Annotated in this window: 21 protein-coding genes; 16 read left to right on the forward strand and 5 right to left on the reverse strand. The window is 63.7% G+C overall.

The window, feature by feature from the left end; all coding sequences use genetic code 11:
• The first annotated feature begins 64 nt into the window (after positions 1 to 64).
• Positions 65 to 244: a hypothetical protein gene (locus VKP62_03475; GenBank protein ID MEB3196243.1), complete on the forward strand. Its 180-nt coding sequence runs from the start codon at positions 65 to 67 to the stop codon at positions 242 to 244.
• An 11-nt stretch (positions 245 to 255) separates the two neighbouring features.
• Here the strand turns inward: VKP62_03475 and VKP62_03480 are convergent, their stop codons facing one another.
• The gene (locus tag VKP62_03480) at positions 256 to 1011 is read right to left on the reverse strand and encodes a hypothetical protein (GenBank protein MEB3196244.1); all 756 of its coding nucleotides are present in this window, start codon (positions 1009 to 1011) and stop codon (positions 256 to 258) included.
• Complete coding sequence (locus VKP62_03485; protein ID MEB3196245.1) at positions 1008 to 1586, reverse strand: cysteine dioxygenase family protein; 579 nt, start codon at positions 1584 to 1586, stop codon at positions 1008 to 1010. Before VKP62_03485 ends, VKP62_03480 begins: the two co-directional genes overlap by 4 nt.
• Before the next feature lie 118 nt (positions 1587 to 1704).
• Here VKP62_03485 and VKP62_03490 point away from each other — a divergent pair, with 118 nt between their 5' ends.
• Together VKP62_03490 and VKP62_03495 are read left to right on the forward strand one after the other, a co-directional pair.
• Positions 1705 to 2139, forward strand: a complete 435-nt coding sequence (locus VKP62_03490) for a hypothetical protein (protein ID MEB3196246.1) — start codon at positions 1705 to 1707, stop codon at positions 2137 to 2139.
• Positions 2136 to 3986, forward strand: coding sequence for a hypothetical protein (locus VKP62_03495; GenBank protein ID MEB3196247.1), 1851 nt, complete (start codon positions 2136 to 2138; stop codon positions 3984 to 3986). Before VKP62_03490 ends, VKP62_03495 begins: the two co-directional genes overlap by 4 nt.
• Here the strand turns inward: VKP62_03495 and VKP62_03500 are convergent.
• On the reverse strand, positions 3983 to 4240 hold the full coding sequence (locus tag VKP62_03500) for a hypothetical protein (GenBank protein MEB3196248.1): 258 nt from the start codon (positions 4238 to 4240) through the stop codon (positions 3983 to 3985). The genes VKP62_03495 and VKP62_03500 overlap by 4 nt on opposite strands.
• A 160-nt stretch (positions 4241 to 4400) precedes the next feature.
• The gene (locus VKP62_03505) at positions 4401 to 4949 is read right to left on the reverse strand and encodes a hypothetical protein (protein MEB3196249.1); all 549 of its coding nucleotides are present in this window, start codon (positions 4947 to 4949) and stop codon (positions 4401 to 4403) included.
• A 192-nt stretch (positions 4950 to 5141) separates the two neighbouring features.
• Here VKP62_03505 and VKP62_03510 point away from each other — a divergent pair, with 192 nt between their 5' ends.
• The 13 genes from VKP62_03510 (at position 5142) to VKP62_03570 (ending at position 23309) form a co-directional block, all read left to right on the forward strand.
• Positions 5142 to 6344: an LL-diaminopimelate aminotransferase gene (locus tag VKP62_03510; protein MEB3196250.1), complete on the forward strand. Its 1203-nt coding sequence runs from the start codon at positions 5142 to 5144 to the stop codon at positions 6342 to 6344.
• 1 nt (position 6345) lies between these two features.
• On the forward strand, positions 6346 to 7062 hold the full coding sequence (locus VKP62_03515) for a biotin--[acetyl-CoA-carboxylase] ligase (protein ID MEB3196251.1): 717 nt from the start codon (positions 6346 to 6348) through the stop codon (positions 7060 to 7062).
• A 1-nt stretch (position 7063) separates the two neighbouring features.
• Entirely contained in the window at positions 7064 to 8158 is a 1095-nt protein-coding gene (locus tag VKP62_03520) for an LptF/LptG family permease (GenBank protein MEB3196252.1), read from the forward strand.
• Complete coding sequence (locus VKP62_03525) at positions 8140 to 11148, forward strand: LptA/OstA family protein (GenBank protein MEB3196253.1); 3009 nt, start codon at positions 8140 to 8142, stop codon at positions 11146 to 11148. Before VKP62_03520 ends, VKP62_03525 begins: the two co-directional genes overlap by 19 nt.
• 18 nt (positions 11149 to 11166) lie before the next feature.
• The gene (locus tag VKP62_03530; GenBank protein MEB3196254.1) at positions 11167 to 12012 is read left to right on the forward strand and encodes a hypothetical protein; all 846 of its coding nucleotides are present in this window, start codon (positions 11167 to 11169) and stop codon (positions 12010 to 12012) included.
• Between the two features lie 204 nt (positions 12013 to 12216).
• Positions 12217 to 13452, forward strand: coding sequence for a hypothetical protein (locus VKP62_03535; GenBank protein ID MEB3196255.1), 1236 nt, complete (start codon positions 12217 to 12219; stop codon positions 13450 to 13452).
• A 319-nt stretch (positions 13453 to 13771) separates the two neighbouring features.
• The gene (locus tag VKP62_03540; protein ID MEB3196256.1) at positions 13772 to 14983 is read left to right on the forward strand and encodes a S8 family serine peptidase; all 1212 of its coding nucleotides are present in this window, start codon (positions 13772 to 13774) and stop codon (positions 14981 to 14983) included.
• A gap of 91 nt (positions 14984 to 15074) precedes the next feature.
• Positions 15075 to 16481 carry a DUF4350 domain-containing protein gene (locus VKP62_03545; protein ID MEB3196257.1) on the forward strand — a complete coding sequence of 469 codons (1407 nt, stop codon included), beginning with the start codon at positions 15075 to 15077 and terminating at the stop codon, positions 16479 to 16481.
• A gap of 30 nt (positions 16482 to 16511) precedes the next feature.
• Entirely contained in the window at positions 16512 to 19097 is a 2586-nt protein-coding gene (locus VKP62_03550) for an ABC transporter substrate-binding protein (GenBank protein ID MEB3196258.1), read from the forward strand.
• 45 nt (positions 19098 to 19142) lie between these two features.
• Positions 19143 to 20783 carry a Stp1/IreP family PP2C-type Ser/Thr phosphatase gene (locus VKP62_03555; protein MEB3196259.1) on the forward strand — a complete coding sequence of 547 codons (1641 nt, stop codon included), beginning with the start codon at positions 19143 to 19145 and terminating at the stop codon, positions 20781 to 20783.
• Between the two features lie 50 nt (positions 20784 to 20833).
• A complete protein-coding gene (locus tag VKP62_03560; GenBank protein MEB3196260.1) occupies positions 20834 to 21301 on the forward strand; it encodes an FHA domain-containing protein in 468 nt (155 codons plus the stop codon).
• A 149-nt stretch (positions 21302 to 21450) separates the two neighbouring features.
• Positions 21451 to 22587 (forward strand): hypothetical protein, encoded by a 1137-nt coding sequence (locus tag VKP62_03565; GenBank protein ID MEB3196261.1) that lies wholly within the window; start codon positions 21451 to 21453, stop codon positions 22585 to 22587.
• Positions 22587 to 23309, forward strand: a complete 723-nt coding sequence (locus VKP62_03570) for a hypothetical protein (protein ID MEB3196262.1) — start codon at positions 22587 to 22589, stop codon at positions 23307 to 23309. Before VKP62_03565 ends, VKP62_03570 begins: the two co-directional genes overlap by 1 nt.
• A gap of 107 nt (positions 23310 to 23416) precedes the next feature.
• On the opposite strand, the gene VKP62_03575 is transcribed toward VKP62_03570, so the two are convergent.
• A complete protein-coding gene (locus tag VKP62_03575) occupies positions 23417 to 23635 on the reverse strand; it encodes a hypothetical protein (GenBank protein MEB3196263.1) in 219 nt (72 codons plus the stop codon).
• Between the last annotated feature and the right edge of the window lie 4 nt (positions 23636 to 23639).

The raw sequence follows: 23639 nt of genomic DNA on the forward strand, positions 1-23639 counted from the left end.
GTCGCCAGAGGCCCGGACTGCCGCCCGCCGGTCAGTGTGAGGGCCCCCACTCAGAGGCAAACCTGTGAGTCACCACGCCCCGCAGCAGCAGTTTCCTCATCTGTTTGCCTCCGGCGACGGGGCCAGGCCAGCAGGGCCACTGGGCTCCGACGGCATGCGCCTCTTGCAGTGGTGCATGCGACGGGCCTCTCAGCGGATCCGGCTACCCAAGGCTTTGCCGGGCAAGCCGATGCCCCGTCGCTGAAGTCAGGTCCGTCAGGGCAGCCCGCTGCTGTCGACCAACCTGTCCACGGCGGTGATGGGGCCGTAGGTGGCCGCATTCCTGGGTTCCCAAGATGGCCCGCCCTGACGTTTGAGTTGAAACGCCAGAACCTGAACCTGCTCTTCCAGGGCGAGCAGACGGTTGGCCATGTCGCGGATGGCCCTGACTTCAGGATCGGCATGAAGGTCGGCCTGCGGCATCAAACGACACGGTGGTCCGAGGGCCACGGCCGCGTCCGGCACATCCCGCGTCACCACGGCACCAACTTGCAACACCGCGTCGTTCCCGACAAACACGTCACCGGCCACCAGGACGCCTGCTTCGAGTCGCACGCGGTTCCCGATCGAAGGGTGACCGCGACCAGGCAGTAGCGCTGCATCCGAACGGGCAAGCTCCAGGGGCGTCAAGCCCCCCGAGGTGAGCACGACCCCCGCGTGCAGCACGCAATCGTCCCCGAGCATGGCCAACTCTCCCACCACGATGCCGGATCCCAGCAACAGGCAGCGACGCCCCACTCGTGCGGCGGGGTGAATCTCGACGCCGGTTCGCATCCGCGCGCGATGGGCCAGGCCACGCGCGAGACCGCGGAGATCATTTTGCCAGAGCCAATGGGCCACCCGATGCCAAAGCAGCGCTCGGCAACCTGCCTCTCCCCAGAGGCAGGCCGCAGGGGTGCGACCCTGGCGTGCCCCGTGAGCGGCCGCCGTCTCCCACAAATCCTGCCAGATCGGCAACCAGCGGCTTGTCACGAAGCGGTCAGACCCGGGTCTGGTTCGCCAGGGCCGACCGGTTCACCGAACATGGGGCGCACTTCGACCGTTCCCGAACGCAAGTCGAAAACTTCCATCCAATCGAGCGGACCCGCATAAAAATGCAACGAGACGGCGGGCTCATTCAGGTGCGCCGGATTGGACAGGCGATGGGTACTGCCGACTCGGTCCAACAGCCGCGTCCCGGAGGTCGCATACACAAGCGTGGTGGCCTCGAGTTCCGCCCGGCCAGGCTCCCCGGCGGAGTCGAGTCGCCGGAAGCCTGTACACGCCAGGATCCCCTCATGGACGCACACGACCCCAAACGAGCGGCCGTGGTTGTGAACCGGCGTGCCCTGTCCTGGCATCCAGCACAGACAGATGACCTCGACGGCCTCGTCCCGATAGATGACATGGCGCGCGTAATTTTCAGTGGAGAACTGGATGTGCGGATCCAGCAGGGTCGCGTCGACGCGGAGCCGACAGACCATATCGAAGAGACGATCCTCCGTCAGCCCCTCGGCGCCAAGCTGCTGGACCTCGGTGATGAAATCAGACCATTCGAGCGAAGCCATGCCACTCCTCCTGCAGGAGCCCGATCGTAGGGGCAGCCCGCAAGCGTGTCAAACACATTCAGGCACGTGAAAACGATATACTGTCCAGGTCAGGAGGCGAGTTTCTCTGTCCGAATCCATGTCCAATCAACTCCCGCCGCGCACCCTGCTGGGACAGTTCCTCCAGGAACTGGCTCAACAAGGTTTGACGTCGCGCCAGGTGGAATCACACCTGATCTTCCTGCGTCTTTGGCAAGCCCACGTCAGGCCTGCGCGCCTGCTCGAGGCTTCCCCGGATTTGCTGGCGTCCTTCGTCGATCGCCTGAAGCGCACCCAGGCGCGTCGTGCAGAGATTCGCTTCGCGGAGGAAGCCATCGAGAACTTTTACGCCTTCGCGCTCGACCGCCAACCCCGATTTCCGGCCCGCGACGCCTGGGAAAAGAGGTTTCTGACTCCGCCCACCCGCCGGGTGGCCCCGATCTGGGAAGCGTTGGCTGACCGGTTTGCTCCCGCATTGCGGCGCGTCTCACCTGAATGGGTGGTGTGGCCCGCTCCACCCGAGGGCGAGCCGTGATCCAAACGCGTCATCCGCTGCTGGCGATTCGGCCGGTCGACCGGCGGGTTCTGGCTCGCCACCTGGTCAAACGGGCCGAACAGTTACGTGAAGAGGAGTTGCGGCACCTGCGCCTGCGGGGGCGCCGGGCAGGCCTGTGGCTGCTGCTTTGCGCCCTTGTCATCGGGGCGCTTTGGCAGTTAGGCCCCTGGCCACTCGGGGTGGCCTTCCAAGGTTGGCTGGCCAGTTGCACGGGGCTGGCCTTGGTTCAGGCATTGGGGGCGCGGCTCCGGCCGTCCCGTCGACGCCGCCTGCCGGCTTGGCTGGGGAAATTTTTGGGCCTCGGTCAAGACCTTCAGCGGGCGCTCCGCTTTTGGCGAGGGCTACGCCCCGTCCCGGCATCCCGTTTCATACTGGCCGCGGGCCTGCTCCTGTCCGCGCGCCCGCAACTCTCCTCGACCCTGGTGAGCCGCCTGCTGGGCAGGACCGTGGGGCCAACGGCAGCGCTCGACGCCCTGGGATGGTTGGTGACAGCGGGTTATCTCGAGCGTGTCTTGGGTACCCCCAGGGTCTTGACACTGAGTGACGAAGGCCGGCGGCTGTTGCAGGCCCTGGGAGTCAGCCCCTATACAGCGCCGCCCTCACTGGACGTGGCGATTCCGTTGCACCTTCTCCCGATGATGCTGGCCAGTGGGGAAGCCGCAGCCGAAGTCGAGCCGCCCGAGGAGACCTTGCCTCCGAGCAGCCCGCTGGCAGAGGTCCCAGCCAGCGACCTGGCGCCGGCCGTACCCACCGGACGGCCGGCCGTCGCGGCTCAGCGCTCTTGGCGCTGGCACCTGCTATGGTTGCTACCGCTGGCCTTGGCATTCGGCGCCGTGCTGGCGTTGGCGCTCCCGGCATGGCTGATGCAACTTTCCCCATCGCGACCTCAGCCTGGACTGACCCTCACCCTCCATCACCTGCCCCACAGCCGTGGCACCGTGATCCAGATGAGCCACGATCAGCGCCTGCTTTCACGTTTTGCCGGGGACCTGTTCCAGAGTGTGCCGGAACGCTTGGATTACAAGAAACCGCTCAGTTTCAGCGGTTTCGACATGGCCGCCGACTGTAGCCTGGTCGACCATCGCATCGCCAGGGCTCAAATGTCGCCGATGGGGCGCTTCTTGTGGGTAGAATCCGACAGGCCTCCTGGTGTCAGCCCCCCGGAGCGTTGCCTGGTCGACCTGGAAACCCGCACGGTGGCGCACGACCTGGGCCGTCGGTTCAAGTCACTGGGAGCGGGAACGGTGGTGGGCTGGGTCGGGCCTCAGGCGCTGCTGGTCGAACCAGTCGTGAATACGAAGGGTGCTCCCACGTGGGAGGTGGTGGATCCCCTCACGGGTCGCAGTCTTCCAGTGGCAGTGCCATTCCATCAGTGGTTGCTGCCTCTGCACACGGAAGCGGGATTCACTTGGCTGGCCGGACTGGACAAGAATTCGCCTGACCGCTGGACCCTCTCCACCTACTGGTGGAACGGGGTCGATGCTTACCAACCCGTCCGCCCCCCTGCGCCCCTGAACGGCACGTTTCCTGAGGGTCTGGTTCCCCGTCGAGGTGCCGTATCCCCCGACAAGGGCACCTTGCTGCTGTCTTGGGGCTCGCCCAAAGGCGTCACCGCAGGCAAGCTAGCTCTGGTGACGCTGGCAGACGCCCGCGTTCACGGGGTACATAGTTCCGCACCGGTTCTGGCGGATGCTCCCCTGTTCTGGGGCACGACCTCCGCGCAAGGTGTCCTGCGCTTCTACTACAACGTTCGCCGGGACCACGGCGTCGAACCTTGGTCGGGGGAAATTATGCCCCCGCAATCTCAACGACGCGCGGCGAGCTAGGCAGGCTCAGCAAGACGCGCAAGTTGGTAGGTCCACACCCCATTGTCACGCCGGGCGTCCAGCAAGCCCAAACTGGTCATGTAGCTCAGGACGTGAAGCACCTGATCGAGGGGCCTGGCAAGGAAGCGAGCCAATTCCTCGGCCCGAAATCGGACACTGCGGCATCGCATCAGTGTCTCGAACACCTCTCCAGGCTGAAGCAACCCTGCGCGAATCGCCTCGGGATGCAAAGCGCGATCGAGCGTTTGTGTCATCGTTTCACCTCTGCTCGCGTTGTTGTGCCGTAAGTCATAGCGTACCCGCGATGTCTGTGCTTTAAACACAAGTTCACAAGTTATTTCGAAACTTTTTCGAATCCGTGGCAAGCGTGTTGGGTGCAGGGGCGTTCACCGGGCCCGATTTCAGACCTGCCTCCTACAGAAACACGCCCGCTTCGATCCCCAGCAAGCCATTGGGCAGGCCAAAGCACGCCAGGTCCCACGTCAGCGCCTCGCCCCAGTGCCCGGTGGCACCAAGAGCGGCGTGGGGCACGAAAGGCCAGGGGAGGTCCGCACGCGGGGCGGGATAACGCCCGCCTGTCACTCCCAGCTCGACATAGGGACCACTCTGCCCCCCGGGCACCAGGTAGTACAGCGCACCCGCACTGAAGCGGTAGTGGTCCGCAGGATTCCAATTGAAACCGCTTGGAGCCCAGATGCCCCAACTGGCGCCGAGTTTAAGGGCCATCGGCTCGGCGGGCAGCAAGTAGCCCAGCGTGAGGCCCCAGCCTTGCGGCGCGGTGGTGACCAGCCCCAGCCGCCACCCCGCAGGAGGGGACAGCGGCAGCGGAGGCAAGGCCCCTCCTGGTCGTCGGTTGACGACCCAGCGAGGCGTCTCTTCCACCGCCGCGTAAGCGCCTGGCGTCACTCCCACGCCCAACAAGGCCCACGCCAACCCGGCGCTCAAGCTACGAGCGGCTGTCATGACGGGAATCCTACCACACGCATCAGGCCCCCGGAGCCCTGGGTCGGACGGCCCTGGCTTGCCCCACGGATGCCTGCAACACGGCTTGAATTGTCATCTTTGGCGTTTGACAGGCCGATCCCGCTGGGCTAAGATCGCAAAATGTCTCGGCGGCCAATGGGGGCCTGCCGCAAAGACGAGCCAGGAGCACCCATGCCACAGCCCATCTCCACCGTGTCGCGCGACCACGATCGTTACGTCGAGTCGGCGCGGTTGCAAGCACTTCCTCCCTACATTTTCGCGCAGCTCGATGCTTTGAAAGCCCAAGCGCGGGAACGTGGGGTCGATGTGATCGACCTCGGAATGGGCAACCCCGACCGCCCCACCCCACCCGCGGTGCTCGAAGCCGCCGGCTTGGCCCTCCAGGACCCTGCGAATCACCGATACCCGACCTTCGACGGGCGCCAGGAATTGCGAACCGCCATCGCGGCCTGGTACCAGGCTCGCTACGGGGTTGCTTTGGACCCTGAGCGCGAGGTTTTACCGCTCATCGGGTCCAAAGAAGGGTTGGCGCACTTGGCGCTGGCGTACATCAACCCGGGAGACGTCTCGCTGGTCCCGAGCCCCTCTTATCCCGTGCACACGCGCGGCACCATTCTGGCCGGCGGCCATATCGAAACGTTGCCTCTCTCGGCAGAGACGGACTGGCAGGTCGACTTCGATGCGATTCCTATGGATGCGGCACGGCGCGCCCGATTGATGTTCTTCAATTACCCGAACAACCCCACGGCTGCGACCGCTGAGCGAGGCTTGTTCGAACGGGCCGTCACCTTCGCACGCGACACGGAAACCCTGCTCGTACACGACATGGCCTACGCTGAGCTGGCCTTTGACGGGTTTCGCCCCACTTCGCTGCTGGAGATTCCGGGCGCACGGGACTATGGGGTCGAGTTCCACACCTTTTCCAAAACCTTTTCGATGGCGGGCTGGCGCGTGGGATTCGTGGTGGGCAATGCCCGCATGATTCAGGCCCTGCTCAAGGTGAAGAGCAACATGGACTATGGCCTGTTCCCGGTGGTCCAACACGCAGCCATGGCCGCATTGCGCCTGCCGGCGGGCGAGGTGCAGTCCATCGTCGATATGTATCGAAGCCGCCGCGACATTCTGGTGGACGGCCTGCGGGGGATCGGCTTCGACGTGAAACGTCCACGGGCCACCATGTACGTCTGGGTGCCCGTTCCGACTGGCTACACCTCGGCCACCTTTGCCTCTCGCCTGATTGATGAGGCCGGTGTGGTGGTCACCCCGGGCACCGCGTTCGGGGCCTGCGGTGAGGGGTACGTCCGGATGTCGCTGATCGTTCCACCGGAACGTTTACAAGAGGCCACGGCCCGTCTTGCGGCCGTGAGCTGGTAGGGTGCCGCCGGAGCCTGATTCGCGCCGACAGCGCCTGATTCATCTGGAGTCGGTGGATTCAACCAGCGCCCACTTGAAACGTTTGGCCTTGGGCGAGATCGAGACCGGCACCGCTGTCCTCGCCGATGAGCAGACGGCGGGATATGGGCAGCGCGGACGAAGTTGGGGCTCTGCCCGCCACGTCGGCATGTATCTTTCGGTGCTGGTCGATTTGCCGGCCCCCCCCACGTTACTTCCTCTGGCTGCAGGGTTGGCGGTCTGCGAGGCCCTGCGTCACTGGACCCAAGAGGTTCGCCTGAAGTGGGTCAACGACCTGGTGGCGCGTCGGGGAAAGCTGGGAGGGGTCCTGGTCGAGGTGGTGCGGGGCCGGGCGATTGTGGGCATCGGCGTGAACCTCCACACGCCCGACGTGCCCGGTGGTATCGGACTGGAGGCCTTGCACCCGGATCCCCCCTCAGCCAAACAGCTGGCAGTAGCGGTTCTCAGCGCGCTGGATGACCGGCTGCTCACCTGGGAAATGTTCGGCACCGAACGGGTGCGAAGTGACTGGTTGGCCGCGTGCGCCCACCTCGGTCACGAAGTGGAGGTGGAGGGCCTCCGCGGCCGAAGCGAGGGTCTCGGGCCCGCCGGAGAACTGCTGCTTCGGCTCGAAAATGGGCAGCACACCGCCGTGATTTCCGGCTCCTTGCGCATGGCGGACGGGACCTATTGTGTTTAGAATGGGCCCTTGGTCCCCCATGCTGCTGCTTGACCGCTACATCATTGCCGAACTGATCCGCCCTTTTTTGCTGGGCGTGATCGGTTTTGTCGTGATCATGCTGGCGAACACGCTCTACCTGTACGCCGAACTCATCGTCCACAGTGGGGTTTCGGTCGAAGTGGTGGCCAAGTTGCTGGGATACAACCTGCCCGCCATCGTCGTGGTGACCTTCCCGGTCGCCTACCTCTTCTCGACCTTGCTGGCGATCGGCCGGCTGTCGAAAGACAGTGAAGTCACCGCCATGCGCTCGGTCGGCATCAGCTTTCGCCGCATCCTGATGCCCATTCTGGGCGTCTCGTTGGTGGTGAGTTACGCGGCCTTCTGGCTGAACGATGCTGTCGTGCCCTGGGCCAACCGTCAGACCGTCGACCTGGTTCGCGAGATGGTCCTGCATCAGGGAAAGCCGGTTTTGAAGGAGAACATCTTCTTCAAGGGGGCCAAGGAGAACCGCTATTTCTATGTCCGCCAGGTCGATCGGCGGACCAATTACATGTATGACGTCTTCATTTTCGATAAGCGGACGGGTGGGCAGACCGTCACGATTGCCAACGAAGCCCAGTGGGTAGGCGATACCTGGCTGCTCAAGAACGGGGTGATCTCCCACTATGACGAGTGGGGAGCCGTCGATCGCGAGGAGGCCTTCACGGAGTTATCCGTCGTCGTGGCCCTCAATCCTGACGCCTTCTTTGCCGCAGGGGAACGAAGCCCGCAGGAGAAGAGCAGCAGTGAACTCGCTTCAGAAATCGACACCTTGCGCGGGGGGGGGACGGACACCAAGGCCATGGAAGTCGACTATCATATGAAGTTCTCCTTGCCCCTGGCCACCTTTTTCTCTGCCATGTTGGCGGCCCCCCTGGGCGCGCAGTTTTCGCGGATGGGGGGCTACATCGGGGTGGTCTTCTCCATCATCTTGGTGTTCATCTACTACGTGGTGATGTCTGTGGCGCGCTCTATGGGGAACAACGGCGTGTTGGACCCCATCACGGGCGCGTGGATTCAGAACTACCTGTTTGGGGTCGTGGGAGCCTTTCTGCTGTGGCGGATCGACCGCTGAATCGGACAGGGTGGGCGCTCACCGCGACCGTACTGGCGTGGCTGGGTTTCGCACCGCAGCAGGTGGCGGCTCAGTCTGCCATCGGCCCGGATGCCCAGCGCAGCCCGGAGCCGGTTCGACCGATCGTGCCCGGCACGCCGGCGCCTGGAGTACCGGAGTCTTCCCCGACCCCTGAGGGGCCTCGGGTCAAGGTGCGCGGTGACACCCTCTCGTTCGACCGCCAAAAGGGATTGACCCGTTTTCGCGGCAATGTTCACGTCGAGTACGGGGCCACCTTGATCGACAGTGAAGAACTGTCGGTGGATGCCAAGGCCAAGGTGGTGTTCACGGATGCCCGCTTCACCCTCGTGCAACCGGACCCCAAGGACGCCACGCGGCGGCAGGTGATCACGGGGACCGGGCTGCGGTACAACTACGAGACCCAAGAAGCCGACGTCAAGTCGGCGAACGTGGCGGCTCCGGCGGAATTTGCCGGACAGACCGTCCACATCCGAGCGAAAGACCTGCACGGCTCCGGGCAGTCGCGCTGGGAGGCCAGTCACGCAGTCTTCAGCACCTGTGCCGAGTTGGCCGATGAGCAGGTGCCGCATTATCACGTCGAGGCCAGGCTGATCCAGTACGAGGCCGGCGAGAAGATCGTGTCCTGGGACAACCGCGTCTACCTGAACGGTCGATACACCTTCTGGCTCCCGGTCTGGGTGATACCCCTGAAGCGGGAGCAGAACGACCTGAACATCGGCCGAAGTGAGGTGGAGGGGTTCTACCTCCGCTCGGCCTACGCCTACACGCTTCCCAGCTTGAACCAGGGGTACTGGTTGAACTCCGGACGGCTCACCGCCAACCTGTTCGAGAAAAAGCCCGTCGGGCTCGGCGTGGAGCATACCGCGACCTGGGGCTACGACGGCGCCACCTACGCCTTCTTCTATGGGCTGCTGACCCCCGATCGCAGCAATTTTCTACCGCCGACCCAGACCCTCGGCGAAGCCGAAGCGGAACGCGCCATCAGGCAGGGCTATGCGCTGTTTGGCCTCAACGGTCAACCCTTCCAGGACCGCCAGTGGGGCATCGAGCACAAGCAACGCTTGTTTGGCGACGTGGAACTCGACGGGCGCTTCGAAGACCACAACATCTATGACCCGATGTCCCACAACTTCCGGGTCAACCGCCAGAGTTCGCGCGTCAGCCTGAAAGACCGCCTCGAAGGCCTCGGTCTGAATTACGACGTGGGCTATGACGGCACCCGCCAGCGAGGCAATCAGAGCAACACGGACAAGCTCTCGCAGAGCCACTCGGACCGGGCCCGGGGCAACATGAGTTTCTCCGTGCTCAACACCGACTTCAGGCTCAGTTCACAGTTCGACCGCAATCAGCAGGTCAACCGTAGCGTGAAAGCCGTCACCCCGGAAGGGGGAGAGGCTTTGCCGGCAGGCGCGATTCCCACCTTCGAAGTGAAGGACGAACCCGGGGTGGCCAACACCAACATCACCAATGCCTTGAACGCCTCCTCCCGCCTGGGAGAGGGGACCAATGCCACCCTGAATGTGCCTTACCGGGTGCAGTTCCGGGAGTCTCCCCCCCCCACCGCCTCTCCGGCGCCCAACACGCCTGTGGCCACGCCAAGCCCGTGGGACCAGCAGGCAGAACCCCAACTTGACCTCACCCATAAGTTGAAGGGCATCGGCACCCTGCAGGTGCAGGCCCAAAAATTCCTGGACCTGACTCAGGAGGCACCAACCGTCACTCCGGTCACGGCGCCCTCCCTGACCCCCACGCAGGCGACGAGCCAGGCCGAGGAGCAGATTCGACGCTACGGAAAATTCGACAAGTTGCCGGAACTCACGCTGACGGCTGATCCGTTCCTGAGCGAGTGGCAACCTGTCACGATGCGGGTGGGGTACGGCCGTTACTTCGAGTACGCCTCCTTCAAGCTGCCGGCCGGGCGGGTCGGCCAGCCACTGGACAAAAACTTTCCCGGCGACTACATCAACCGCTTCAATCCTGAAATCAGCCTCGGGAGTAAGTCACACGACATCGGGCTCAACAGCAAACTCGATTTCGGTGGGACCGGTTATCGTCAGTTCTTCTACAGCACGCGCGACGCGCAATACTCGATTGACCAGCGTTTGCGCCTGACCACCCAGTTTGGCGAAGGGGTCAGTTCCAATCTGAACTACACCAACAACATCACGCCGGATGTCGCGGAGCAGTTTGCCAAGGGACTCGACAAGTACGTCAACAACTCCCCCTTCAACCTGGACCGGCTCTCCCTGTCGAAACAAACCCGTCTGACCGGCTCCCTGGACGCTGCCCGCGACCCCTGGTTCCGCTTCGCGTTCCGGGGTGGCTATGACTACATCAACAAGCTCTACGACAACCTGAGCTCCGAGTTGACCTGGCGCACGGCTCCCTTCGGTCTGCCCCTGGGCCTTTCCCTGAACGGCCAGTACGACATTCAGGAGAATGAAGAAGGAGGGCTGAAATTCGAGCACAAGACGCTCGACATGCCCTGGTTACCGAAGCTGCCGACCTACGGTATCGCCGGCAAGTGGTTGCCCATGCAAGGGACGTTGACCTTGCGCTCCACCCCGGAAATATTTGGCGGGGCTTACGGGGCCGACAAGATCGAGCCCGGTTGGCAGATCGACAGCCAGCTGGCCTACGATTTCGACAAGGGGCTCTGGCAGAGTCTGGTCAATCGCCTGTATATGACCTTCGGCAATCACTGGACCAACCACGTGCAATTCGTGCTGGGCGGTTATTACGACCTGACGGAAAAGCAATACAAGTTTTCCCAGATCGGCATCACCAAAGACCTCCACGACTTCGTCCTGACGGCTCAGTACGACCGTCTGGCCAGTTTTTATTCCGTGTCCCTCACGATGCTGGCCTTCCCGTCTCAACCGCTCAACTTCACCAGTAACACCTTCGATCGCCGTTCAGGTGCTGGCGGAGCCGCATTCGGTGCGATGCCGAGCCTGCCAGGATTCTGACCCCTACGAGGTCCCGCCGTGTCCCTTCCATCCTGCCTCCAGCGAGTTCCCGGTGACAGCCACTTCCGCCGTTTTCCAGGGCCAGGCGGTCTACCGGCGCTCATCGCGTGTTTGGGGGCCGCCCTGCTGGCAGCCCCTGGTTGCGCTTACAACGCGACCGGTCTGGCCCCACCCAAGATGCTGATCGCGGAATTCAGCGTGGAGGGCGATCGCCTGGTGCCCTCCCCGAACTGGGCTTACTACCTGGTCATCGACACGAACGGCAATCCCGAAGACGCTCCCCTGGTGAACGGCCCGGCTCCGCTCCAGTTTCCCTATCCAGACCCGCGAGCGTACCTTCCCTTCGTCCGCGACGAGCGTTCCATCTTGGACCGCGAACCCGTGGCCGTGCCCAATTCGGTGTGGTCCACCTACTTCGCCCTCTATGAGGAAGCAGGCCAGTTCGTCCTCTGGCAGGGACGACCGAACGCCGACGGCACCATCAACGAGCGCGATCGCCAGTTGCAGCAGGGACGAGAGTGGACGATCAAAGACAACAAAACGCTGCAACTGACCTTGCCTTTCACCCTGATCCGGGAACCCGGCAAACCCTCAGACTTCGAGGACCCTCCCCAATGGGAAGCCAATCTGGCCGTGGCCCTGCGCGGCAATGCGCGCTGGTCTCGCGATTTCGTGATTGATCGCTGGGGCCAGGTCCAGAATTTCTCGTTTCCAATCCTGACGCGCCCGATCAACCAGACCCTCTATGACACCGTGGGGGGCGTCCGTTTCCCGCAAAACCTGCCGGCCGGGGTGGAGGCGCCGAACATGAACATCGTGTCGTTCACCTACCGGGTGGTTTCGGAAGCCGCTCCGCGTCGCTGAGGCCCTCTGCCTCCGAATTGCAGGGCGTTTTTCAGTCGCAGAACAGAATCCTCTCCCTCAATTGGAGGGGGTCCTGTAAGATCCACTTTGAAAACGAGCGGCATTCATGTCAGCACCCGTGTCATCGTGGCCTGTCACCATGAACCTCGTTGCGACCCGGCACCGCCGACGAGGTGGTCCACCAAGAACCCCAGGAGGAATCCCGTGTTCAAACAACTTCCACTGATGGGTGCGATGCTCGCGGCATCGCTCACGCTCTCCACGCTGGCTGGTTGCCAGACCCCCGCCACGCCGTCCACCGACGCCAAGACGGGAAGCGCCAGTTCGTCGCCCTCGACGGCCAAGCCGTCCACGCCGGCCGCGAACACCACCGCGCCGGCCACCTCCGGGACAGCGACCACAGGCGCTGCCGCCGAGACCAAGCCGGGCACCAACGCGCCCGCAGCCGCGCCGAAGGCCGTGGCGGACGCCGGCACCGAGCTGGCCTCCGCGCTGAGCGCCGAACGCGAAGCGGAAGACCTGGTGTTGCTGGCTGACGAGGGTGAGGCCGCCAAGTACCGCGTTCTCGTGGTGGGCGCTGAGAAGCCCAAGGAAGGCCAGGTCGGCATCACCGGTATGCTCGACGACGTCAAGGACAAAGCCGCTGCCGCCAAGGACAAGCCAGAACTGGTCAAGGCTGCGATGGCCGGCGCCGCCCTGGCGCGCCATCAGCAGCGCGTGGCGGACCTGCGTAAGGCCGCTTTCAAGGCCAAGTTGAAGGCCGACGTCAAGGCCAAGATGGACCAACGTCTCGAAGCCCGCAAGGCGTCAGCCAAGCCACGCCTGGAGAAAATGGCCGACGCCCGTGGCAAGATGAAGGAAGCGGTCAAGGCGGCTAAATGGGTGGACAATGGAGATGGTACGGAAACCACCAGTGTCACCATCGACACCAATCGCACCGCGAATGGCAAGAGCATGGCCGGTAAGCGGACCATGGAGCGGACCCGTCGCATCGAGGACAAGGTGCTGACCAGCGTGGTCGCCACCTTCTCGCACACGGGCCCGCAAGGCGGCAGCTACACCATGAACCGCAGCAAGACCCTGCAGGAAGATGGCAGCTACAAGGTCGTCTTCCACGCCGAAATGGCCCTGCCGAACGGCAAGACCCGGGTCACCGATTGGGAGAAGACCATCTCGGCAGACGGCGCCGTGAGCGGCACCGGCACTCTGGTGGTCAAGAAGGGCGAAGAAACCCTCAAGACCATCAACCTGACGCTCAGCGGCAGCGAGAAGAAGGAAGTCGCCAAGGCCGAAGACGGCAAGGAGACGGCCGAAGTCACCCTGCCCGAGGAAGGTGCGCCGACGGCCGTCGTGACCGACGCCGCGGGCAAGACGGAAGCGGTGACCATCGAAGCCGCCTCAGACGGCACCGTGGTGCCGGCTGAAACCTCCGCGGTCTAGTCGGAGTCCGATAAACCGAACGAGGGTCGTTCCTCCCGGAACGGCCCTCTTCCTCTTTTCAGGGTCAGGCCAGGGCGAGCGCACCTTGTGGCAAAGTCACCTTCTCCGGGAGCATGGGGGAACCTGACCGAGGCCACAAGTCCTCACAAGTGCTTGCTGTCTGGGAGATGGGTATGCTGTGGCGGGAGGCTTACGCCCCGGCAGGTTCGAGGAAAGGACACACGCCTTGCGATATCATCCCGGCAGGAGCCAAGCACTCCGCACCTGCGTCCTGATGGTTGGCCTGACCGCCCCGATGCTGGGTTGTCAGAGCTCCCCCGTGGGCGCGGCGTCGAATTCAGAGGCTGGAGCAGTCCGTGAAGCGGTCGTCTTCTGGCAGCCCACCGCGACCTCCCAGCAGCGTCAGGCGCTACGCACGGCTCTACCGCCGGCCCAGTCGGTCCCCCTGACCCCCCACGCCGAACTCTGGCTGGCGCCCCCAGGAACCTTCCAACAGGTTCGCCAGTCGTCGCTCGTGCGCGGTGTGGAACCCAACCAACGGCGTTCGCTGCTCCCCCCCCCGGCCTCGCCCGGACTGGCCTTTCGCTTGCAGGCAAGCCCCCCACTCTCCCAGTGGCACCTGAGTCGAGCTCGTTTCCCCCAGGCCTGGGCGGCCTCTCGGGGCAAAGGGGTGACCGTGGCCGTGATCGACTCGGGGGTGGATCCGAACCATCCTGATCTCAAGGCCAACCTGCTCCCACTGATTGACGAGGTCACCGCCATGGGGCGGAAAGACGTGATCGACGGCAAAAACTTCGACGGGATGGACAGCCATGGTCACGGCACCCACGTCAGTGGTCTGATCGCTGCTGTGACCCGTCCCGACGGGTCGATTTCGGGCGGAGCGCCTGAGAGCAAGATCCTGCCCGTCAAGGTGACGCCCCTGAGTGGCGAGACGGATGACGCCACCATCGCCAAAGGCATCCGTGATGCGGTCGACCAGGGAGCACGCGTGCTGAATCTGTCGATCGGCGGTCCCGAACCCAGTCCCATCCTTCTGGAGGCGCTGAACTATGCCATTCTCAAGGGGGCGCTCCCGGTGATTGCGGCCGGCAACGATGGCGGCCGGGTCAATTTTCCAGCCGCCTACCCAGGCGTGGTGGCGGTCGGCTCCATCACCGACTCCGGCAAGGTGGCCGATTATTCCTGCCGAGGAGAGGGGCTGGTCATCGTGGCTCCCGGGGGAGGGCAGACCGGTGGCCGAGAGGGCAGCCCCTTGCTCTCCACGATGCCGACCTACCCGGCCTTCGGTTCGAGCAGTGCGCGCGCCGGCAATGGCACCGGCACCCTCGCCGGCACCTCCATGGCCGCCCCACTGGTATCGGCCGCGGCGGCGCTCGTGATGGCCCGCTTCCCCGAGCTATCGGCCCCCCAAGTCAGAACCCGCTTGGCCGCCACCGCCAATGAGGGACAGGCGCAACGCTGGGAAGCCAACACTGGCTTCGGTGCCTTGAACGCCGAGGCCGCCGTCACGGAACGAACGGACCAATAAGGTGCGCTCGCCTGGGTATAATGCGAGCGCTGGAAGCGTCCGCCGTTGGTTGCTTCGGCGGAGCATCGCTCCCACGATGAACAGGTTCTGCGTGTCCGTTCGCCCCAAGACCTCTGCCGCGCGGCCCGTGCCGCTGACCCCCACGGCCCGACTCCTGCTGGGCGGCCTGTGGGCACTGGCAACGGTCCAATCGTGTACGTTTCCGGACACCCGGCCCTCTCCGATCGTCTGGCCCACGCCGACGTCCCCGGCGCCCAGCGTGGCCGCGCTAGAGCCGCTTCGCCCGTCCCAACCGGTCGCCCCGGTCTACGCGGACCTGGGCTTCGAGGTACACGGGGGCGGGTTGCTGATCGATGTCCGTGCTGCCGGCAAGCCCGTGGAAGGGGCCTGGGTCCGCCTGCTCGGGCCTTCCCTGGCGGCCGGTGGCACGAAAGCGAACGGACAATTGACGCTCTCGCCCATCCTGCCGGGCAGCGATTACAGGCTTTGGATCACCACGCCGGGGCTGCAAACCGTCATCTCGAACCCTTTCACCTTGAAAGCCAACAGCACGGACACTTTGACGCAGCGGTTCGAACTGAAAGCGGCGGGACGCCTGCGGGGGCGAGTCGTGGCTGATGGGCAAGGGGTGGCAGGCGCGGTGGTCAGTGACGGACTCAACAGCGCCGTCTCCGACCCCACGGGCGAATACGAACTGCCCGGCGTCGCGCCAGGGCAGGTGCGGCTCACCGCGAGCAAGCCCCGCTTTCAGCTCGCCAACCAGACCATCGCCGTCAGCGCAACCGTCCCGGCGGTGGCGGACTTCAGCCTGTCTCCCGCCCCGGCGACCCTCACGCTGGACACGAGTTTGGCAGCCAATGAGACGCAGCGTCTGGCTTGGAATGATCGGTTTCGGGGGTTGAGCCGGCAACTGGCGGCGAGTGGCTGGACCATCAAGGAGGCCCCTGCGGAACCGGCCACGGTCTGGGTCCTGGCGGGCGTGGCACGCGACCTGACCCGCCAGGAGATCGAACGTCTGACCGACTTTGTGTCGCAAGGCGGCAAGCTGATTGTGCTGGGGGAATGGGGAGGAAGTGCAGGTTTCCGCACGTCAGCCGCCAATACCCTGCTGCACGGACTGGGCGCTCATCTGGCCCCTGATCTGGTCCGCGACTTCGTCAATCCCAAGAATCCCAACTGGATCACCGTGCAGCGCTTCCTGAGCTCGCATCCCAGCGTGGCCGAAGTTCGCTCCTGGCGTGTATACGGTGCCAGTTCGGTGTTTGGGCTATGGCCGCTCCAATCGTTGGCCGAAACCTCCAAAGACGCGTTCCGGCTGCAATCGTCCTCTCAAACGGCCTCGCAATCGCTCCTGGTGGGTGGTCCCTTCAAGGCCGGCAAGGTGATTGTGGTGGGGGATACCTCCTGCTTCACGGATGAAGACAGCGACCGGGATGGACAACCCAACCTCGCTGACGGCGACAATTTCCGTCTGGTTGAACGCCTCTTGTCCTGGTAATTTGCCGTGCGCGCAATTTAGGTGATGCCGATGCCCCCCGTCATTTATTGTCCTGAATGCGACGCCGAGAATGAGGCCAAAAGCCTCGTCTGCCTGGCCTGTGGTCACGCGTTCAAGGGTGATCCGACGGCCCTGCTGTTCTCCCACGCCACGGCTCCTACCCACGCCCCCCCGCCCCCGGTGGCCTCGCCCGCCACCGATCACCCCGTCGGCAGTGGCCTGCTGCCAGCTGACAGCGTGCTGCAGAACCGCTACCGCATCACGCAGCTGCTGGGGCAGGGGGGCATGGGAGCGGTCTATCTGGCCAGCGATGCGCGCTTCTCTTCCCGGACCTGCGTGATCAAGGAAATGCTGGACCATTTCAACGATCCGGAACAGCGGGCGCAGGCCACCGAAAGCTTTCACCGCGAAGCCGATTTACTGGCCACCTTCAAACATCCGGGTATCCCGGAAGTCTACGATCGTTTCACCGAGGCCAACCGACACTATCTGGTGATGGAATACATCAACGGGGTGGATCTAGAGCAACGCTTGCTCGACAACGGGCTCCCTTTCACGGAGAAGGAGGTCATCGATTGGTCGATTCAATGTTGTGACGTGCTGTCCTACCTGCACCACCAGAACCCTCCCATCATCTACCGCGACATGAAGCCCGCCAATATCATCACGACCCATTGGGGCAAGGCGTACCTGGTGGACTTCGGCATTGCGAGGTTTTTCAATCCCGTGACCCGCGGCACGATGATTGGCACCCAAGGGTATGCCCCGCCCGAGCAGTATCGGGGACAGGTGGACCCCCGCTCGGACATTTACGCCTTGGGCGCCACCATGCACTACCTCCTGACCGGACGCGACCCTCAAAACGAGGCGCCCTTCAGCTTCCCGCCCGTCAGCACCTTGAACGCTTCGGTGTCGCCTGAGATGGAGATGCTGATTCTCAAGGCGCTTGATCCGGAGCCGGACAATCGCTTTGCCAGCGCGGATGAAATGCTGGGGCAGTTGATGGCCATCGGTGGGGATGAAACCAATTTCGTCCGCGATTGCCCCCATTGCGGACACCGCTCCTCAGTGACCAGGCAGTTCTGCCCGAACTGCAAGCAATACATTTCGAAAAAGGCCCACGTGCTCAAGCCGCAAGACGGCACGGGCACGATCATGACCGACGCAGCGGGATACCATCAGGTCAAGGCGGCAGGGCGCACCGCAGGCCTGGTGGCTGGCAACCGCTCCGCCACCGCCACCGTGCTGGCCGTTCCCACCGGTCGGGTCGATTTCTCGCTGCGACGCGTGTCGCCGCTGGCCCTCGGCGCCGTCCTGACCGCCGGCCTCGCCCTGTCTGGCTGGCTGAGCTGGCAATGGTGGAACTCTCGCCCCGAGCCCATCACGAGCGAGGGCCAGACCTGTTTTATGCCGGGAGACCGTCCAGCCAAGGCAGAGGGCCAGGCGGCCTTTGCCCGCGGCCAGTTCGTTCAGGCGGTCGATGCCTACAGGCGTGCCATCGAGCAGACACCTGCGGATGGCGAAGCCCGCATTTACCTGCAAAATGCTCACGTGCGCCTGGCCAAGGCGGATAGCGTGAAGGTGGCGATCGCCGGGGCATTCTCCGGACAGCGCTCTCCTCTCGCGCAGGACATGCTGAGAGGGGCCGCTTTGGCCCAGCAACAGGCCAACGCCAGGGGACGTCTTCCCAAGATTCAACTGACCTTGCTGGACGATGCTGGGTCGACCTTGCGGGCGCTGGAAGGGGCCGATCTGGTCAGCCACGACCCAAGCCTGGTAGGTGTTTTGGGGCATCTCGGCACCCAGACGACCCAGGCGGCCTTGAAGCGTTACGCTGACGGCGGTGTTCCCGTCATCACGCTGGTGCCGGGCTCCTGGGACGCCCTGGATGCTCCCAAAGCCTTGGTGCGGTTTGCCGGTGGGGAAGCAGACTGGGCAGCGGCTTGGATCGACCAGGCCAAGCGGGTGTGGCGGGCCGACAAGGTAATCCTGCTCGAGTCGGGTGACGAGCGGAGCGGACGCAGCGCAATGGGAACCCATGTGAGTCGCTGGGCCGTCGAAAAGGGCCTGGGGTATGAGACGGTGAGTTGGGAAGCACAGAATTCAGCGAGCATTCTCAGCCAGCTCAAGCCCCAGGCGAAGACGGTGCTGTTGTGGGCCGGCAATCTGGAGGACGCCGTGAGAATCAAATCAGACCTCGCGAGTGCAGGAAGCAAGGCCCCTCTGCTGGCGGGCCCGCTCGCTTACCAGCCTGAACGGTTGGCCGGGCTGGGGGCGGCGGCCGAAGGCCTCACGTGCCTGGTCCCTTACGCCGTGGACCACCGAATGGCCGGTTCCAGCGATTACGAAATGGAGTTTCGCAATCGCTTCCAGACCGAGCCGGGCTGGATGGCCTCCCTCACCTACGATGCCCTGGCCTACCTCGTCCAGGCCCTCGACCGAGTGGGGCCCCATCGTGACGCGCTGGGCAATGCCTTGCTCAGTTTGGGGCAGAACGGTCACCGAGGGCTGATAGGCCCCTTGCATCTCAATCGCGATGGCGAAGCCCGGCGTCCTATGGAACTATTCGAAGTTCGTTCGGGACGCTACACTTCCCTGCGCCTGACCGGAATGTGAACGCCGTGCGCCTTCCCGTTGCAAGCCATCAAAGGACGGAATGCCATGCTTGTTGACCAACTCCAGCCGCTTGATGCGGGCGCGATGCTGGCGGATCGCTATCGGGTCGAACGTTTTCTGGAATTCAAGCACGGTTCGAACATGTACCGGGCGATCGACACGGTCACCAACTACGTGGTGATCGTGAAGGAACAGCCGGACGCGATGAAAGCCTTCACGCAACTACAGGGCGGAGAGTGGGCAGAGCAAAGTGCCGGGAATCCCTATCAGGGTGAGTTCCTGATTCTGCGCTCGGTCAGCTATCCCACGGTCGTGAAGGCTCTGGACATCTTCAAGAACGAGGGACGGGCCTACCTGATCATCGAGCAATTGGAAGGCCGGGATCTGGGCTACTACATGACCCAGAATCAGGTGACGGTGCAGCAATCGCTGGAATGGATGATTCAGCTCTGTCAATCGATCAGCCAGCTTCATCGAAGGCAGATACTCCACCTTGACCTTCACCCGCGCTGCATCGTCGTGGCGCCTGACAATCAGCGGGTGCGCCTGACGGGTTTCCACCGCGCCGTCGTCCTGCCCTTGGCCGCGGAGGCCACCATCGGGGCCACTGCGGGCTACTCGAGCCCTGAGCAGATGGGAATCTACGAACTGCCCATCGATGCTCGCTCGGATATCTACTCGCTGGGAGCCATCTGGTTTCAGTTGCTGACGGGTACCAATCCCGCCGACCTCGTGGAGGCCGAGTGGGGCACACTATTTCCGGCGGTGAGTGAGTCTTTGGTGGCGCTGCATCCACAGATCGCGCGGATTGTCACCAAGATGCTGGAGTCCGACCCCGAGCGTCGTTACGAATCCATCAACGATCTGAAAAACGAATTACTGGAACTGATCAACAACCCGTTGCGGCGAACCGGCCACTATTCCGATGTCGGCATGGTGCGCGAGGGCAACGAAGACGCCGTGGGACTGCGCGACATTGAATTCGTCAACCTTTCTCGCCAGCGCGGCCTGGGCCTCTATGTCGTGGCCGATGGCATGGGCGGCGTCAATGCCGGCGAGGTGGCGTCCTCGATCGCCATCGAAGAGTCCTTGGCGACGTTGGAGCAGGAACTGCCGTTTTCCCGTCTGGAACACGCGATCGATCCCAGTGAGATGATCCAAGCCGCCCTGACAACCGCCATCAAACGAGCCAATCTTCGCATTTACGAAACCGGTCGGGGAGATGAACGCCTTTCCGGCATGGGCACAACCCTGACGATTGGCGTCGTGTTCGGCCAGATCCTGTATGTGGGCCACGTGGGGGATAGCCGAGCCTATGTGATCAATCGCTGGGGCATCGAAAAAGTCAGCCGAGACCACTCGCTGGTCGGGCGCCTGGTCGAGATTGGTCAGATCACCGAGGAGGAAGCCCTCGTGCATCCTCAGCGCAACCTGATTTACCGGGCGCTGGGTACCTATCCGAACGTGGAAGTGGATACGTATCAACGATCCCTGAAACTGGGTGACTGGGTGCTGCTTTGCAGTGATGGGCTGACTGGACACCTCAAGGACCCGGAACTACAATCTATCGTTTCCGAACACAGCGATCCGCAACTGGCTGCTCAACATCTCGTGAATCTGGCGAATTTGCGCGGAGGGGAAGATAACATCTCCGTGGTGCTCGTCAATCTTGCCGAATACACCTGACCGTTTTTGAACCACAGAAACGCCCTTGCCCAAGAAAGGACGCGCCATCCATGATCGTCTGTCCCAACTGCCACGCTGAAAACAAAGACGGCGTCAGTTACTGCGACGAATGCGGCACAAAACTGGAAGATGCCGTGAAACCAGCCCAGGTGGCCGCTGCGGAGATGTCGACCGGAGAAATGGGCCCGCCCGCCCAGCTGGTGATCACGCGCGGCGGAACGGTGGGCCGGGAGTTCCCACTGGAACAACGGGGGGAAACCCACATTGGCCGTTGGGATCCGGATGGTGGCGCATTTCCGGAAGTGGACCTGACCCAAGATGATCCCGAAGCCAAGATTTCCCGCAAGCATGCGCGAATCTTCTTCCGAGGCGGCGCCTATCACCTCGAAGACGTGGGGTCTCTGAATGGCACCTTTGTGAATCGGGGTTCCCGCTTGATGCCCGGCTCGCCGCAAGAGCTCAGAAATGGGGACGAACTGCTGTTGGGCAAAACGTTCTTCCGCTTCCAGTTGACCTGACGGCGGCCCTCGCCGGACGTTGAAGGGGAAGGCCTCCGCTGCGCGCCGGCGGAGGCCTTTCTACCAGAAGTTGGGTTCGCCCCCTTGAATCTGTCTACCATTCCTGTATACTGAAAACACACCGCGCTTTCAGTCACGGGAGAGAGGCCATGTCAGAACCCAATCCCAGCTTCGGCCAGATGATTGCGGAAGGCATGCGGCTTAAAGGCCTGGATTACCGAACGCTCGGCAAGCTGATCGGGGTCTCTCACGGCTATCTGTGGCAGATGGTGAGTGCCGACAAGCGCGCCATCAACGACCCCGGACTGAAACGCAAGCGACCGAGTGAAGCCGTCGTCAGGCAGCTGGCCGAAACGCTGGAACTGGACCCGAAGGCCATGTTGCGAGCGGCCGGCCACGACGTGGACGGCATTGACTTGACCATTTCCGGCCCGACCCGTTACACCCCCTATCCCGTCACGGCGCGTCAGCTTTACCAGGATGGGGTTCAGGCCGCGGCCAAGGGCCACGCCGACCGTGCCGTGGCCCTGCTGGAAGCAGCCCTTCAGCAGGGGGGTGTCTCCGTCGTCAATGTGCACGCGGGGCTGGGAATGGCCCATTTCCAGGCGGGCCGCTACGAGGAGGCCATCGGGGAATTCGACGCCTGTCTGAACACCTCCGCAGAGGATCGCGAGGGGGCCATCGCAACGGCCGACCTGCATTACAATCGCGGCCTGGCGCATCAACGCCGGGCCCGTCAGGCCCAAGGGGAGGCTCAGCGGGCCCACCGCATCCGAGCGGGGGCGGACTTTCGGCGCGCCATCGCCCTCGAAGGAGACAGCCAGGACCTCTATTACTCGGCGCTCTGTTACATGTGCCTGGAGCGAAATCAGGCGCGGCGCGTGCTGGTCTACGGCAGCGATTTCCTCCACCGTCAAACCACAGGACATACCCGCCACACCACCGCCGCCTTGGACATCCACCTGTTCATGGCCTACGCGCACGTTTCCATCGGCGGCGGCGTTGCCCCCGCGCACGCCATCGCCATGGTCGACATCACCCTGCAACTGTGTGACACCTACTGGTTCGCTCACTTCGTCAAATCGGCGCTTCTGGCGACTCGGACAGCGGGACACGCCCGCCGACGCCAGGCGTGCCTGGAGGCGGGATTGTTCCACGTGCGTCGGGCGATCCAACTGCACCCCCCGGCTCGGGACCATTACCAGCGCGAATTGCAAGGCGACTTCGTGAACTGGCAAGCGGAGCCAGCCTTTACCCGGTTACTGACAGCTGAGGAGGCCACCTGATGTTGCACCGAATCCTGAAGCCGGTCCAGGCCTCCCTGACCCTGCTGATCGCCATGAGTCTGGGGGGGTGCCTCCTGCCGCAACCCGATACCCCGATCGTCCCCCCCTTGCTCGGAGGCCTCAAAGGGGCCCCGATGGCAGCGGCCCCGCCACTCGCGAAACGGCCTGACCTGAGCACCAAGGAACCCCTGAAACAGGAAAACACGCCGCTCACAGCCGGCCCACTCACCGACGGACCTCTGACAGCCGCGGGCCCGGCCCTGAGTGCCCCTCTGCCCTCAGCCGCCGCCTCCGCAGCCCCCATTCCCACGGCGGGAGACCTCGCAGCCAGCGTGGGCTCCCTCGAACCTCCGGCCGCTCCCGCCGCGACGATGGGGTCGGTCCGCGCGGAGGGAGCCGCCCAGCGCGCGTCCGAAACCGTTTCGGCCGATGAGTTGGTCGCCTCGCAAGCCGCTACCATCACGGCAGAATGGCCAACCGGTCTTGGTGTCGGCCTGGTGGAGCTCCGGGCCATCGCGACCGATCGGCCGTGGTCATTCTCCAACGGTCAGACTCAGCGCGTACCGGCAGGAGACTACCGAGTCTCGGCCAACCGCGACAAGGTGAGGCTGGAGTCGGATGAAAACCTGCGCCTGAAGGCGGGAACGGCCAAGCGAATTCGTCTCAGCATCGCCTCTGAGACCCTCCAATTCACGGTAGAGGAGCTTTCCCCAGCGCCGTGACCCCTGGCCGCCAGGCCTTAACGCGCGAACCGCTCAGCTGCTTTCAGCGGCTGGAGGCCATCGCTTACGCCCCTAAACCGTGGAGGCGTCGGCCGGCTGAGCAGTCGCTAGCGGGGCTCGTTCGCCGAGGAGTCGTGCTTGAGCATGTCCGGCAGCAGGTCAAGGGCAGCCTCGTAACGGGCTCGCTCACGGGGGTCCGGCAAACGAGCGATCAACGCGTTCAAGGCACGTTGCTGGGTGCGCAGATTCCGAGCAGTGACCTCCGCGAAGCCTTTTTCAATGTCGGCACGCACCTCATCGGGCGTTCGTTCCCCTGCCTCAGCCACATCC

This window comes from Candidatus Sericytochromatia bacterium (assembly GCA_035285325.1).
Classification (GTDB): Bacteria; Cyanobacteriota; Sericytochromatia; order S15B-MN24; family JAQBPE01; genus JAYKJB01.